13 protein-coding genes are annotated in these 14,828 nt (G+C 63.7%); 5 read left to right on the plus strand and 8 right to left on the minus strand.

Going from position 1 to position 14,828, the window contains the following annotated elements; genetic code table 11:
- Positions 1-171: 171 nt before the first annotated feature.
- From JY500_RS08550 to JY500_RS08580, 7 genes are all read right to left on the minus strand, one after another.
- Positions 172-2,670, minus strand: a complete 2,499-nt coding sequence (locus tag JY500_RS08550; protein ID WP_206256048.1) for a bifunctional diguanylate cyclase/phosphodiesterase — start codon at positions 2,668-2,670, stop codon at positions 172-174.
- A 58-nt stretch (positions 2,671-2,728) separates the two neighbouring features.
- Positions 2,729-3,013, minus strand: coding sequence for a ferritin family protein (locus JY500_RS08555; RefSeq protein ID WP_172204286.1), 285 nt, complete (start codon positions 3,011-3,013; stop codon positions 2,729-2,731).
- 629 nt (positions 3,014-3,642) lie between these two features.
- The gene (locus tag JY500_RS08560) at positions 3,643-3,801 is read right to left on the minus strand and encodes a DUF3309 domain-containing protein (RefSeq protein ID WP_206256049.1); all 159 of its coding nucleotides are present in this window, start codon (positions 3,799-3,801) and stop codon (positions 3,643-3,645) included.
- 175 nt (positions 3,802-3,976) lie between these two features.
- Positions 3,977-4,303 (minus strand): ElaB/YgaM/YqjD family protein, encoded by a 327-nt coding sequence (locus JY500_RS08565; protein WP_206256050.1) that lies wholly within the window; start codon positions 4,301-4,303, stop codon positions 3,977-3,979.
- 44 nt (positions 4,304-4,347) lie between these two features.
- Positions 4,348-4,509 carry a DUF1328 domain-containing protein gene (locus JY500_RS08570; RefSeq protein ID WP_172204294.1) on the minus strand — a complete coding sequence of 54 codons (162 nt, stop codon included), beginning with the start codon at positions 4,507-4,509 and terminating at the stop codon, positions 4,348-4,350.
- Positions 4,510-4,729: 220 nt separating this feature from the next.
- On the minus strand, positions 4,730-4,957 hold the full coding sequence (locus JY500_RS08575; RefSeq protein ID WP_172204296.1) for a glycine zipper 2TM domain-containing protein: 228 nt from the start codon (positions 4,955-4,957) through the stop codon (positions 4,730-4,732).
- A gap of 61 nt (positions 4,958-5,018) precedes the next feature.
- Complete coding sequence (locus JY500_RS08580; protein WP_206256051.1) at positions 5,019-5,627, minus strand: hypothetical protein; 609 nt, start codon at positions 5,625-5,627, stop codon at positions 5,019-5,021.
- 428 nt (positions 5,628-6,055) lie between these two features.
- Between JY500_RS08580 and JY500_RS08585 the strand changes: the two genes are divergently transcribed.
- From JY500_RS08585 to fumC, 4 genes are all read left to right on the plus strand, one after another.
- Entirely contained in the window at positions 6,056-6,772 is a 717-nt protein-coding gene (locus tag JY500_RS08585) for a Crp/Fnr family transcriptional regulator (RefSeq protein WP_206256052.1), read from the plus strand.
- Between the two features lie 233 nt (positions 6,773-7,005).
- Entirely contained in the window at positions 7,006-7,638 is a 633-nt protein-coding gene (locus tag JY500_RS08590) for a Crp/Fnr family transcriptional regulator (protein ID WP_206256053.1), read from the plus strand.
- 113 nt (positions 7,639-7,751) lie between these two features.
- Complete coding sequence (gene mgtA / locus JY500_RS08595) at positions 7,752-10,319, plus strand: magnesium-translocating P-type ATPase (RefSeq protein ID WP_206256054.1); 2,568 nt, start codon at positions 7,752-7,754, stop codon at positions 10,317-10,319.
- Between the two features lies 1 nt (position 10,320).
- Positions 10,321-11,709 (plus strand): class II fumarate hydratase, encoded by a 1,389-nt coding sequence (gene fumC / locus JY500_RS08600; protein ID WP_206256055.1) that lies wholly within the window; start codon positions 10,321-10,323, stop codon positions 11,707-11,709.
- A 149-nt stretch (positions 11,710-11,858) separates the two neighbouring features.
- Here fumC and JY500_RS08605 read toward each other — a convergent pair whose 3' ends face one another.
- On the minus strand, positions 11,859-12,638 hold the full coding sequence (locus tag JY500_RS08605; protein WP_206256056.1) for a chromosomal replication initiator protein DnaA: 780 nt from the start codon (positions 12,636-12,638) through the stop codon (positions 11,859-11,861).
- Positions 12,639-12,744: 106 nt separating this feature from the next.
- Between JY500_RS08605 and JY500_RS08610 the strand changes: the two genes are divergently transcribed.
- On the plus strand, positions 12,745-14,607 hold the full coding sequence (locus JY500_RS08610; protein WP_206256057.1) for an oleate hydratase: 1,863 nt from the start codon (positions 12,745-12,747) through the stop codon (positions 14,605-14,607).
- Positions 14,608-14,828: the final 221 nt, after the last annotated feature.

Consider the following 14,828-nt stretch of genomic DNA (forward strand, 5'->3'; position numbering starts at 1 on the left):
TGAAACTGTTCAACGCTGCCCGATCACCCGGCGGAAACCTCAGGTGCAGCGTAGCGGGTCGGCGCCCGGGCGTCGGTGCGCTGCCGTACATTGGGCGGGGACAAATATGCTGTTGGCGTTGTCGCCCCGCAGTGAATAAGGCCGGCGGCGCCAAGCCAGCGCGAAGCGGTGTCAGGCGACGACTGCTGCGTGCGGCATCTTCAGCAGCCGTGCGAGCGCATCCGGCAGCAAGGGATAGCTGAACAGGAAGCCTTGGCCTTCGTCGCAGTGTTCGCGGCGGAGGAACGACAGCTGTAGTGCCGTTTCAACGCCCTCTGCAATCACGCGCTGCTTGAGGTTGCGCCCCATGCCGATCACCGCGCCGACGATGGTGGCGTTGTCGACATCGGTCTCGATGTCGCGCACGAAGGATTGATCGATCTTCAGCGTGTTGATCGGAAAGCGCCTCAGGTAGCTGAGGCTGGAATAGCCGGTACCAAAATCGTCGATGGCCAGTTGTATGCCCATGCGTTTGAGCGCTTCAAGCGCGGTGGCCGAACTCTCGGCGTCGTGCATCAGCACGCTTTCGGTCAGTTCAAGCTCAAGATGGCTTGGGTCGATCCCGGTCTCTGTGAGGATCTTGGAAACCTCGTCGATGAAGAGCGGATGCCGGAACTCCAGCGCCGAGATGTTTACCGACACGGGCACTACCGCGAGGCCCGCGCGCTGCCAGCTCATCACCTGTTCGCAGGCCTGTCGCAATACCCAGCGGCCGATCGGTACGATCAGCCCGCACTGCTCTGCAATCGGTATGAACTGGGCGGGACCAATCAAGCCCAGTGTCGGTTCATGCCAACGCAGCAGGGCCTCGGCACCGGTCATCGCGCCCGAGGCGATATCGACCTTGGGCTGATAGTGCAGCACGAACTCACCGCGCTTCAACGCACGGCGCAGGCCGTTTTCCACGAACATCCGGTGGCCCGCCTCGGCATGCATGTTCGCCTTGAAAAACTGGTAGTTGTTTCGACCGGATGCCTTTGCGTGATACATCGCGGCATCCGCGTTCTGCAACATGGAATCGAGGGTCGGTGCGTCGTCGGGATACACGCTGATGCCGATGCTCAAGGTGACATGAAGCTCGTGGCCACCGATGTGGTGCGGGGGCCCAAAGGCAGCGAGGATCTTGTCGGATATCTGCGCCGCATCGTCCCGGCGCTCGATCTCGGCAAGCAGGATCACGAACTCGTCGCCGCCCTGGCGGCACACCGTGTCTGTCGCCCGCACGCATGTGCGCAGACGGTCGGCAACGGATTTGAGCAGTTGATCGCCGACGGTGTGACCGAGCGAATCGTTGATGTGCTTGAAGTAGTCGAGATCGAGGAAAAGCAATGCGGCCTGCTTGCGGTGCCGTACCGCGAAGCGGATCGCCTGCGACAGGCGTTCGGTCAGGAGCACGCGATTGGGCAGATCCGTCAGGAAGTCGTGCTGCGCGAGGTGCGCCATCTTCAGCGTCATCGCCCGCGATTCGCTGACGTCGTGAAACACGATGACTGCGCCGACGACCTTGCCGGCGCGGTTGTGGATCGGCGCCGCGGAATCTTCGATCGCAGCCTCGGAACCGTCGCGCCGGACCAGCATGCTGCCGGCCGCCAGGGCAACCGTACGGTTCTCCCGTATCGCCATCAGTGCGGGGTTCTCCGCTTCGGTCCGGTCTTCACCGTCGATGGTGCGGAACACTTCGCCCAAGGGGCGTCCGAGCGCCTCCGCTTTAGGCCAGCCAGTAAGCCGTTCCGCCACGATGTTGAGGTAGCTGACGTTGCCCTCCACATCGGTGGCAAGCACTGCGTCGCCGATCGAATTGAGCGTGACCTGGGCGCGCTCCTTCTCGTCGAACAGCGCGTCCTCCGCGGCGCGAAGCACCACCTCGTTCGCCTTGCGGCCGGTAATGTCCTCGAAGGTCAGCACATGCCCGCGCGGGGCGTGGCGACCGGGCAGCGCAGCACTGTGCACCCGCACCCAGAGCTCTGGTTCGCCGGGGCGGCTGAAGCGCAATTCCGATTGAAACCGTTGGTCGTGATGAATTGCGTGGCGCCATTCCGAGCGCACCCGTTTCTGGTCGCCCGCATGGACGGTGCCGAACCACGACGAGCCCACCGCAGCGGCCGGGCCTTTGCCTACGATGGCGTGGTACACCGCATTGGCATAGACGCAGCGGTCTTCCGAATCGGCCACCAGTATCCCCAGCGGCGATGCATCGCTGATCGCGCGAAAGCGCGCTTCACTATCCATCAACGCGTGCTTGGCGGCTTGCGTCTCGATCACATGCGTACAGAGCAGGGGGAGGGCGCTGGCGTCGAAACTCTCGGTCGAGATATAGCCTTGCGCGCCGAGCGCGACCGCTTCGCGCGCGAGTGCGTCATCGCTACCGGAACTCAGCACGAGTATCGCGGCGTCAGGCGCCGCTTCGCTCACCTGCAGAAAGACCGCGAGGCCTTGCTGATCGGGCAGGCTCAGGTTCAGCAGCACGCTTGATTCGGCGTGCCGGTGCAACCAGTCGAGCGCATCGGCGAGGCGCGTTACCCATCGCACGCGGAACATGCCATCGCCCGAGGCGGACAGCGCATGCGTTACCCGTTCGGCGACCAGGCGGTCCGCTTCAACGAGGAGGAGTTTGGTTGGCGGTGGTGTCATGCGCATCACTGATCCTGAGTGCGGGGATTGAATTCGACGATGCGGGCGGCGATACTCATCAGTCGGCTACGCTGCCGTTGGCAGCGAGAAACTTGCGCACCTGGGTGCCAAAGGTGTCGTCGGTGCGCCGTATCCATTCGAGCAGCATTGCAGCGTGTTCCTTCTCGTCGTCGCGGTTGTGCTCCAGGATCGATCTCAGCGCCTCGTCATGACAGGCATTTGCGCGCTGGTTGTAGGCGTCGATCGCCTCCAGCTCCTCGGCGAGCGAAATGAGCGCACGGTGCATGTCGCGCGCTTCATGCGGTAATTCGTGAACCGGCTCCTGATAACCCATGGTCGACATCGTTTGCACCTTTCGTACCCGTAGCGGGCGCATCCTGGGCTTTCGCTGCAGGCGGTTCAGTTTTTCAGAGGCGCGCCTGCTTGCGGCGCGTTGGCAGTGGTCTGTTGTTCGAGCAGGTTGCCCTCCCAGCGGCAGTGCATGGCGCTGCACTGGTACCGATGGACCGGCGTGAACCAACTCAGCAGCCGGTCGAGCACCCTTCGTCGGATTCGGTAGATCGGGCTCGCGCAGAGCGGGCAGCGGTGGCCGGGCGCCAGATGTGCCGCTTGAACTCGGCTTACGACACAAGCGTGAGCAGGTTCGCGCACATGCGGCACGTTCTCGCGCGGGTTCAACATGCCAGCGCCGGCGCAGTCTGGCCTGCGTGCCGGTCTCCTGCGACGTTCGGCTCCGCGGGTTGCGGGGCCGCCGATGGCGCCACCTCTCGGCCGTAGCGCCGGAGCAGCACCGTCACCACGAGGTTTACTGCCGCAAAAGCCGTCAGCAGCGAGAGTGGGAGCAGCAAGCCTTTTACGATGGACACGGTGTATTGCCTCCCTGGTTGGTCGTGGGGACCAATGACACCCACCCGCGAGTGGGTGCCAAGCACGGGGGCGGGTGATCAGTCGGTACGCGTGGTGGGGCGTTTGTCATAGTCGGCCCATCAACAGCAGCGCGATGATGACGACCACCACCAGGCCCAGCCCGCCGCTCGGCAGGTAGCCCCAACTGCGGCTGTGAGGCCACGTGGGTATCGCGGCGATCAGAAGAACGATCAGCACGATCAGTAGCAATGTTCCAAGGCTCATGGTGGCCTCCTGGTGTGGCGACATAGCGAACCAGCCGCGGGGAAGGGGCACTGGCACGCCCCCGGCAGATGCGCGGGCGTTCCGGTGTCACGAGGGGGAAGCGTTGGGGGTGCGGGCTTGGTGGCGGGCGCGCACCGAATCATCCTGAGACTGCACGCGCCCTTGGTGGTGTTCGTCAGCGACGGCTGAACATGAAGCCGATGACGAGTCCCGCCAGGGCAGTTGCACCAACGGTCTTCCAGGGGTTGGTCCGCACATAGCCATCGGTTGCGATCGCCGCGCCACGCACCTTTTCACCCAGCGCAAGCTTGCTGTTGATGGCGTAGGTCTTTGCGTCGTCGAAGGACTGCTCAACCTTCGTTTGAACTTGCGCCAGATCGCTGGCCGTCGCCGCGGCGATTTCCTGGATCAGGCCGCTCGTGTCGGCGGCGACGTTCTTCAGGTCTGTCGCCAGTCGATCCTTGCTTCCCATGCCGGGTAGCGGGTTCATTTCGGTGTTCATGGTGTCTCCTTGGCTTGTCGGTTTGATTCGCGAGCGGTGCGGGGCTACCCCCGACCGAGCCCGAAGAGCAGGGTTACGACAAAGATGACTACGAAGATGTAGAAGAGGATTCGCGCGATCTCAGCGGTACCTGCGGCAACGCCGGTGAAACCGAAAACCGCAGCGACGATTGAAACCAGAAAGAAGATCAGGGCCCATCTCAACATGACGGCCTCCCATGCAGGGCGTGGTGCCCGGAGGTGTGCTCGGTGAAGAACCCGCTCGCAGTGTCGTCAGGCCGTTAGGCCCCACGTCTGCAGTGCGGTGCGTCTGCGAGCCGGCTCTTCAATGTGAATCGTGTGCCAAGGCGTATCCGACGTCTGTTCGGCACCGCACACAGGTGGCGGCTCTTTGCTCGGTTGGACGGCGCTCAGCGCGTGTCTCGATTCACTTCTTGGCGGGCTTCTCGATTTCGTGCCCGATGATGCCGCCCACGGCGGCCCCGCCGATCGTGCCGACTGGGCTGCCTCCGGTGAGTACCGATCCGCCCACCGCGCCGGCGCCCGCGCCGATCAGCGTTCCCTTGTCCTGGCGTGACATGCCGGCACAGCCGGTGACGCCTACGATCAGCGCAATGGCCAATGCGTAGCGGGTATTACTTCGATTGACTCTCATGATGTGACCTTGTCCTTATGCGCTGTCGATGACCGGTGCGGCGCACCGGCCATGCGGAGGCTTATTTGCCGAACGTCGTTTTTGCTTGGGCGAGGCAACGGTCCTTTGCGGCGCCGGCCATCGCATCGCACTTCTCTTTCTCGACGGCATAGCGTGCGTCGCGTTTCTCCACGGTGGCGTCGGTGCGAGCGTCCGTGGTTGCTGTCTTCGCGTCGCTCTTTGCCACGGCCGTCTTCTCGTTTGCCGTTGCTGCCGCGTCAGAACTCTTCAACTGCACAGTTGCGTCGGCCTTGGCGCTGGTCTCTGCGGCCTTAGCCTCCTTGATGCAGACATCCTTGGCGTTGTCCGCCTTGTCGTTGCAACGCTCGCGGGCGACCGAGTAGTCAGCTTCGGCCTTCGCGACACGAGCCTTGTAGTGGGTCTTGCGAGTGGGGGTATAGCTCGCTTCCAGGTCGGCCTCGGAGATCTTCTGTGCAGCCTTCGCCTGGGCCATGCAGAGCTTGTTTTGCTGGCCAGACATGTTCTCGCAGGCCGCTTTGCCGAGTTTGTAGTCGGCGTCGATCTTGTCTTGCTGGGTTCGGTAGTCAGTCTTGGTCATGGCCTGTGCAAGGCCGATCGGGGCGAACGCAAGAAAGAACGACATGGCGATGATGGTGTGGATGTGCTTCATGGTGTGACCTCAAGTGTGGGGTTGGGGGCGGTTCAGCGGGCTTGGCATTGCGGGCCCTTGTTGGCTGCTGCCGCGTAACAGATCCGAAGAGATGGGGTATTGGCCCCGCCGGGTCAGCTTGTGCTTGGCGGCACTCGGATGTTTGGAGGCTAGGGCTTGGGCTGGGGCGCGTCTGTTCGCTGACGCACCCTGAACTGGCTGCAACCGGAGCAGTGGCGGGGGTGGTCTGCGACCAACCGCCATTGGGGTCTGAATCTGGCAACGGTGCACTTCGGCCCGCAGGCAGGCGCTACATCAACAGCCTCCTTCCGTATGTTCGCTAGCGCACATATGGAGGGATTTTGGCGACCTATACTGGAAATGCGACTTGCATTGGTCGCCGATCCGGCCACGTTTGGCTCGGTGGCGCCCAAGGCCGGAGACCCCGCATGGAAACGACCCATTCCCCGCTGCAAAACCATCTGCTTTCCGCCCTGCCGGATGATCAGATGGCGCGTATTGCACCCGCACTTGAACTGGTGGCGATGCCGCTCGGTGACGTGTTATACGAACCCGGCATTCCGATGCGCAATGTGTTCTTCCCGACCACATCGATTGTTTCGCTGCTCTATGTAATGGAAGACGGCGCCTCGGCCGAGATTGCCGTGGTCGGCAACGAAGGCATCGTCGGCGTATCACTCTTCATGGGCGGGGAAACGACGCCGAGCCGCGCCGTGGTGCAGAGCGCAGGCCATGCGTATCGGATGAAGGGGCCCGTTTTGAAGGACGAATTCGAACGTGCCGATACCCTGCAACGCCTCTTGTTGCGCTACACGCAGGCCTTGCTCACGCAGATGGCGCAGACCGCAGTGTGCAACCGCCATCACTCGCTCGATCAGCAGCTCTGCCGTTGGCTCCTGCTGAGCCTCGACCGCTTGCCGAGCAACAAACTGGTCATGACCCAGGAGTTGATCGCGAACATGCTTGGGGTGCGGCGCGAAGGGGTGACCGAAGCGGCCGGAAACTTGCAAAAGGCGGGGCTGATCGAGTACCACCGTGGGCATATCACGGTGATCAACCGGGCTGGCCTAGAGGCGCGTTCCTGCGAGTGCTATGCGGTGGTGAAGCGGGAGTGTGATCGTCTTCTGCCAGATACGCCGGTTTGATTCCGATGTGACGCTAGGCGGATCGCGCAGCGGGACCCACGGCCAACCTATGTGCGCCAGCGTCCAGACAACCCAATCCGCCAAACGCAGGCTGGGGGCCTGATAAGCCGCGGCGCATCCGCCCGCGGCCAACGCCAGTTTCGCGGCAGGGGCCAAACGTGCAAACCAGAACGGCGACACCATCAAGCAATCAGCTACTCGCGCGTTTGCCGCGTCGGGAACTCTCAAAGGTCATGACATCCTGCGTGGAGGTAGACCTTGTTTTCGCCGATGTCGTTGCGGAGCCGGGTAGCGCGATCCGCCGGGTCCTGTTTCCGGTGCGAAGCATCATTTCGCTGACCACGGCGATCGGGCCGCATTCCGGGTTGGAAGTGGGGCTGATCGGTGACGAGGGCATGCTTGGCGCTACATTGCTGATGGGTGTCGATGCCGCGCCATTGCACGCATTGGTGCAAGGGCAGGGAACCGCGTTGTCGATGAGCCGAGAGAGCTTCCTGAGCGCCGCTGCAGTCGGCAGTGCGCTGCACCGGGTGCTCTTCCGCTACATGTATGTGCTGATGCAGCAGCTGGCGCAAACGGCTGCGTGTAACCGATTCCATGTGGTCGAGGCTCGGCTCGCGCGCTGGCTGTTGATGACCCACGACCGCACGCATGCCGACGGCCTTCATGTCACACAGGAATTCCTCGCCTGGATGCTTGGCGTGCGGCGGGTCGGCGTAACGAAGGCTGCCGGCGCCCTGCAAAAGCGCAAACTGATCCACTACGCGCGGGGTGAGATCACGGTTCTTGACCGGGTTGGGCTGGAAGCCGCGGCGTGCACTTGCTACGCAGCGGACTGCGCAACCTACGCCGCCGGCATGCACTAGGCGTGCAACAGCATGAACGCGTGCGGCATCAGAAGTACGCAGCGACGCGAACACCGCACTCGGCTTGCCGATCGCCACGCCAGGCCGATGCGGTGCGGTGCCGGGAGTAGGTGATGGCCGCGGATACGAAGCCATGGTGGCTCGATGCTGCCGAGCAGGACGCCGCCGCTGCGGCTTCTGCTGCGCTTGGTCTGACCGCATCCGAGGCCAAGAGTCGGCTTGATGCCGCAGGGCCAAACGAGTTTCGAACGCACGACCAGAAGTCACCTTTGAGGCAGTTCGTCGCCCGATTCGGCAATCCGCTGGTGCTGATCCTGCTGATCGCAGGGGGCGTGTCGGCCCTCTCGGGTGAGGTGACGAACTTCATCATCATCACCTTGATCGTGTTGATGAGCATCACGCTCGATTTTGTTCAGGAGTACCGCGCCAACGCCGCGGCGGACAAGCTGCGGCAGTCGGTTGCCGTGCGCGCATCGGTGGTGCGCGACGGCGTGGCGGTAGCGCTGCCGATTGCGGATATCGTGCCCGGCGACGTAGCCATGCTCGCAGCGGGTGACCTGATCCCGGCCGATGGGTTGCTGATCGCGGCGAAGGATTTCTTCGTCAAACAGGCGCTGCTGACCGGCGAGGCGTACCCGGTCGAGAAACATGCAGGCCGTTTGCCGGATACCGCAACCGACATGCAGGACGCCGCCAACGCGGTGTTCATGGGTACCTCGGCCATCAGCGGCAGTGCCAGCATGCGCGTGGTGAAGACGGGGCTGGCGACGGCGATCGGCGAGATCGCCGACACCATCTCGCGCCCGGCAACGCCCAGTTCGTTCGAGGTGGGCACGCGGCGCTTCGGCATGTTGATCATGCGCCTGACTGTGCTGATGGTGATGTTCGTGCTGCTGGTGAATGCCTTGCAGCACCGCCCCTGGCTCGAATCATTCCTGTTCGCCGTGGCGCTCGCCGTTGGCCTCACGCCTGAGCTACTGCCGATGGTGGTGTCGGTGACCCTTGCACGCGGCGCGGCACGCATGGCGCGGGCCAAGATGATCGTGAAGCGCCTCTCTGCGATCCAGGATCTCGGTTCGATGGACGTGCTGTGTACCGACAAGACCGGCACGCTGACCGAGGCGAAGATCCGCATGGTGCGCCATGTGGATGCACAGGGCACATCGAGCGAGCGGGTATTGCACCTGGCCTGGCTCAACAGTTTCTTCGAGAGCGGACTCAAGACGCCGCTCGACGAGGCGATTCTCGACTCCGCCGGGCAGGCCGTCGGCGCCTGGCAGAAGATCGACGAAGTGCCGTTCGACTTCGAGCGCCGCTGCGTGTCGGTGCTGATCGACGATGGGCAAACGCGCTGGCTGGTCGTCAAGGGCGCGCCGGACGAAATCATGCGCCTCTGCACCCATGTCGAGATGGGCGAGGACGCACATCAGATGCCGTTTGACGCCGCGGCCGCAACGACCGCCAGGGCCAGTTGCCACGCACTCGAAGACGACGGCTTTCGCGTGCTGGGCATTGCCTGGCGCGAAGTGGGGCGCGATCACCCGCATGCCGTGGTGGGCGACGAAACGGGCCTGGTGCTGGCCGGCTTCGGCGCCTTCCTCGATCCGCCCAAGGCCAGTGCGGCTGAAGCGCTGGAGGCCCTGCGCAAGGATGGCATCGCGATCAAGATCGTCACTGGGGATAGCGACCGCGTGACCCGGCATGTGTGCGGTGAGCTCGGTATTCCGGTGTCGGGTGTTGTCAGCGGCGCCGAGATCGCCACGCTTGATGACCAGGCGCTGCGCATCCGCGTTGAGCAGAGCAACCTGTTCTGCCGCGTGAATCCGGCGCAGAAGAACCGCGTGATCGAAGCGCTGCGCGCACGCGGCCATGTGGTCGGCTACCTGGGCGACGGCATCAACGACGCGCCGTCGCTGCATTCCGCCGACGTGGGCCTGTCGGTTGAATCGGCGGTGGACGTGGCCAAGGAGGCTGCGGACATGATCCTGCTGGAGCAAGACCTGCATGTGCTGCACGCCGGCGTGGTGGAGGGGCGTCGCACCTTCGGCAACATCATGAAGTACATCATGATGGGCACCAGCTCGAACTTCGGGAACATGTTCAGCATGGCGGGCGCATCGCTTTTCCTGCCCTTCCTGCCGATGTTGCCGACGCAGATCCTGCTCAACAACATCCTCTACGACATCTCAGAAGTGGCGATCCCGCTCGACGAAGTCGATGCGGTGGATCTTGCCGCGCCGCGGGTGCTCGATCTTTCCTTCATCCGCAACTTCATGTTGGTGATCGGGCCGATCAGTTCCTTGTTCGACTTCCTCACGTTCTACGTGATGCTCAAGGTGCTCAACGCCGACGCCGCACTGTTCCAGACCGGCTGGTTCGTCGAGTCGCTGTGCACCCAGGTGCTGGTGATCTTCATCATCCGCACCCGCGGCAACCCGCTGCGTAGCCGCGCAAGCGGGGTGCTCACGGCAACCTCGCTGGCCGTGGTGGCGCTGTCCTTGGTGCTGCCCTACACGCCGCTCGCCAGCCACTTTGGTTTTGTGCCGCCGCCGCTGCGGTTCTACCTGATCCTTGGCGCCATGGTCGCGGTCTATCTGGTCGCGGTGGAGCTTGCCAAGCGCGCCTTCTACCACTTTTCAAGTCACCGCAGCGGGCTGTTGCCCGCGGCTACAGGGGGCTGACATGACCGAGCTGGATACCCGTATCGAACGCGACTCGCACGGCGAAGTGGCGGTGCCTGCAACAGCCCTCTGGGGCGCCCAGACCCAGCGCGCGCTGGCGCATTTCAGCATTTCGACCGAGCGCATGGCGCCCGAGCTGATCCTCGCACTGGCCCTCGTAAAACGCTGCGCGGCGGAGGTGAATGCAGAGCTTGGTCTGCTCGATGCGGACACCGCCCACGCCATCGTCGCGGCCTGTGACGAGGTGCTGGCGGGCGACCATACCGACGCCTTCCCGCTTGCAGTGTGGCAAAGCGGATCGGGCACCCAGACCAACATGAACATGAACGAAGTGCTGGCCAACCGCGCCACCGCCCTGTTGGCCGACACACCCGCGGCGCCACGGCGCGTGCATCCGAACGACCACGTAAACCTTGGCCAATCGACCAACGATATCTTCCCGACTGCACTGCATGTCGCCGCCGTAGCGGCCATCGAATCCGGCTTGCTGCCTGCCTTGCGCGAGCTGCGTTGCACGCTCGCCGGCAAGGCCGAAGCGTTTGCCGGGCTGGTGAAGATCGGGCGCACGCATCTGCAGGATGCGGTGCCGCTGACGCTGGGGCAGGAGGTGTCGGGCTGGGGTGCGCAGCTCGACCATGCGATCGAGGGCATCGCGAACTGTTTGGCGCCGTTGCGCGCCTTGGCGGTGGGCGGCACGGCCGTGGGTACGGGCCTCAACACGCACGCCGAATTTGGCGCTCGCGTTGCGCAGCGCTTGGCGAAACTGAGCGGCACCGCCTACCACTGCGCGCCGAATCGCTTCGCCGCGCTGGCATCACATGATCCGCTGCTGAGTGCCCACGGCGCCTTGCGGACGTTGGCGGCAGCGCTGATGAAGATCGCCAACGACGTGCGTTGGCTCGCGTCCGGCCCGCGCTGCGGGCTTGGCGAACTCCAGTTGCCCGAGAATGAGCCCGGCAGCTCGATCATGCCGGGCAAGGTGAACCCGACGCAGTGCGAAGCGATGGCGATGGTGTGCTGCCAGGTGTTTGGCAACGACGTTGCGCTGGGGTTTGGCGGGGCATCGGGGAACTTCGAGCTCAATGCATTCAAGCCGCTGATCGCGCATAACTTCTTGCAAAGTGCGCGCCTGCTGGCGGACGCGGTGCGCAGCTTCGACCGCCACTGCGCACAAGGCCTCGCTGCGCGCCCGACGCGCATCGCTGAACACCTTGAGCACTCGCTCATGCTGGCCACCGCGCTGAGCCCCCACATCGGCTACGACCACGCCGCGGAAATCGCCCGCACGGCATTCGTGCGCGGTACCACGCTGCGCGCCGCTGCCATTGCGTCGGGCTATGTCAGCCCATCGGATTTCGACGACTGGGTGCGGCCGGAACGGATGATCTGACGTGCTGCCGCGCCAAGTCTGGGTGCCCTCGCGAAGCGGGCGTTTCTGATGCGCGTCGTCGTGGGGTGAGCACCCGATCGTCGGATCGCATCGTCTGGAGATCTCGACAGGTGTGATGTCGGCGCCGGGCGCCGACATCACGGTGGGTCTCAGCGATGGTCTTTGCCTCGCCCTTCACCCTTGCCATTTCCGGGGCCATCGTCCCGGTTGTCGCCGTCGTTGCCTTTGTTCTGCCTGCGGTGTTCGGGCTCGGCGGGTCCGTACTGTTGATCCTGGGTGGTCACTTGCCGCGGCTGCTGCGATGACTGCGCTCGGGTCTCATGGCCCCATCTGTCGGCTGGGCGGGGGGAACCCGTTCTCAACTCGACGGGCTCCACGGGTTGGTAGCGGTAGTGCCTTGCCTGCACATCGCGCTGCTCCACCACGTTGCGCGGATAACGATCGCCCGAATAGCCGCGTTGGTATGTGGGCAACGGAGCAGGGCGCGGTGTGGCAGATCTGTCCCAGCGGTCCCAGTCGCGATGCTGATCTTCCCAATCGGGTCCCCAGTGCTCGCCCCAGCGCGGTGGGGCGTCGCGTCGCCAGCCTTCAAAGTGCGGCGGCGGATGGCGGTAGTAGCGAACCGGTACGCGAAGCACATAGAGCGGCACCGCCGTTGGGGCAATTCTGCGCCATGGGCCGTTGTACCAGCTGCTCGCATACCAGTCGTCCGACTGATAGACCCAGTAGAGGCCGTCATAGAAGAAGAAATTCGCCTCCGCGCTGGGCGCGTAGTAGACCGGGTAGCCCGGCACGCGTTCGAGCTGCGGATACGAGGGCATGTTGAGGCCGATGCTGATACCGGGCATCGCGATGCCGATACTCAGCTCGGCGTAAGCGACGGGAAGCGGGATCAGCGCGATCGAGCACGCAAGAACCAGTGTGCGCATGGGAGTCCTCCTGTATCGAGGCCGAGGCCTCGCGGCAATCGTGCTGCGCCGCGGCAATCCCGACGCGGAATCCGAGCCGGTGCGGCGCTGAGGCGACCACTGGCTCATGTTGCAGAAAGCCGCGCCGCATTACCGTTCGCTCGCGCACACAGGCAGTGGCAGCACTCTAGACGTGCGGTGGCCGGCTGAGTCCGGCCGGTCTTTGTTCGGCAGCGCACAGACGTCGTCCGTTGTTCGACAGCAGGCTGGCGCAAGCCTTGATCACGTCAACGCCGATCCGTGCCTTGCCCTCCACCGCCCCGTGTGTCTGACTCAGGAGCACCCCATGTCAGGTGATACCAGCAGCGATCGTTTCACCGCCGATTCCGGGCTGCGCGCGGGCCCTGCAGAGCATGCTGGCGCGCAGTTCTATCTCGTAGGCGCCGGTATTGCGTCGCTCGCAGCCGCGGCGTTCCTGATTCGCGATGGCGGTGTTCAGGGGCAGCAGATCACGCTGTTCGAGGAGAGCGAGCAACTCGGCGGTGCGCTGGACGCTGGCGGGTCCCCGCAGGAAGGCTATGTGGCACGTGGGGGGCGCATGTTTGAGCGCCACTACGTCTGCACATTCGACTTGTTTGCTTCGATCCCTACGCTGGATGACAGCAAGACGGTGACGCAGGAGATTCTCGACTGGAACGAAACGATGAAGACCTCGTCGAACGCGCGCCTGATACGGCGTGCGGAGCGCGAGACCGCGCCGCTTTTCGGCCTCAGCGAACGCCATATCCTCACGATCGAACGCCTCGCGGTGGAACCCGAGTCGATGCTCGGGCGAAGCCGGATCGATGAGCAGTTTCACGCCAGCTTCTTCAAGACCAACTTCTGGATCATGTGGTCCACCACGTTTGCGTTTCAGCCGTGGCACAGCGCGGTCGAGTTCAAACGCTACCTTGTGCGATTCGTACATATGGTGGCCGGGTTCAACCAGCTGCATGGCATTTTGCGAACGGTCTACAACCAATACGATTCAATGGTGCGCCCAGTGCTCAAATGGCTCAGCCGACGTGGCGTCAGCTTCGTTCGCGGAACTCGGGTGGTAGACCTCGACATCAACACCGCCACGAGCGAGCAGCACGTAGAACGTATCCACTACCTGCGCGATGGTGTGGCGGGCGAAATCAGCGTGCGTCCCGAGGATCGTGTCCTGGTCACGCTTGGTTCAATGACCGAGGCCTCAAGCCTCGGCGCGATGGATCTGGCGCCGCCGATCCTGGGCAAGAACGATGGTGGCGCCTGGGCGCTGTGGGCGAAGCTTGCCACCCGCCGCGGCGATTTCGGGCACCCCGCAACCTTCGCTGACCATGTCGACCAATCGCGTTGGGTGTCGTTTACCACCACGCTGTATGCGCCGGACTTCCTGCGCTCACTTATCGAGCTGACTGGCAACCTACCCGGCGAAGGGGGACTGATTACCTTCCCGGACTCCGCGTGGATGCTGTCGATCGTGGTGCCCCATCAGCCGCATTTCATCGGTCAGCCGGACGATGTGGCGGTGTTCTGGGGCTACGGGCTGACGGTTGGTGAGCCCGGCAATTTCGTGTCGCAACCCATGGCAGCCTGCAGCGGCCGCGAGATCATGACCGAGCTGTTGGGTCACCTCGGGATGGAGGCGGACGCCTGGAAGATACTTGAGAGCGCGCTATGCGTTCCTTGCATGATGCCGTTCATCACCAGCCAGTTTCTTCCCCGAGAGCCTGGCGACCGTCCCGACATCGTGCCGGCTGGCGCGCGCAACTTTGCCTTCATCGGCCAATTTTGCGAACAGCCTGACGATGTGGTGTTCACCGTCGAGTATTCGATTCGCTCCGCGCAAACCGCGGTGTACCGGCTTCTTGCGCTTGAGCAGGATCCGCCTCCGGTCTATCAAGGCAAGTTCGATCCGAAGGTGCTCTACAACGCCTACCGTGCCCTGCATGACCACGCAGCGTGAAGACCCGGGCCATGGCGCAGGCCCTTGGTTGCGCCCGTCATCAATGGATGAAGAGACCATGAGCCGAACAGTCAGGCGATATCAAAAGCAGGGCGGCGAGCGCGCGAATGAGAGTTTCGTCAATGAGGGCGAACATTCTGCGCCGCCGCCAGACCAAACCGCGGCAAGGCGAAGCAAACGCCCGATACCGCCCGGTGCACCCGAACGGCTTGACGACGCAA

Source organism: Niveibacterium microcysteis (genome assembly GCF_017161445.1).
Taxonomy (GTDB): Bacteria; Pseudomonadota; Gammaproteobacteria; order Burkholderiales; family Rhodocyclaceae; genus Niveibacterium; species Niveibacterium microcysteis.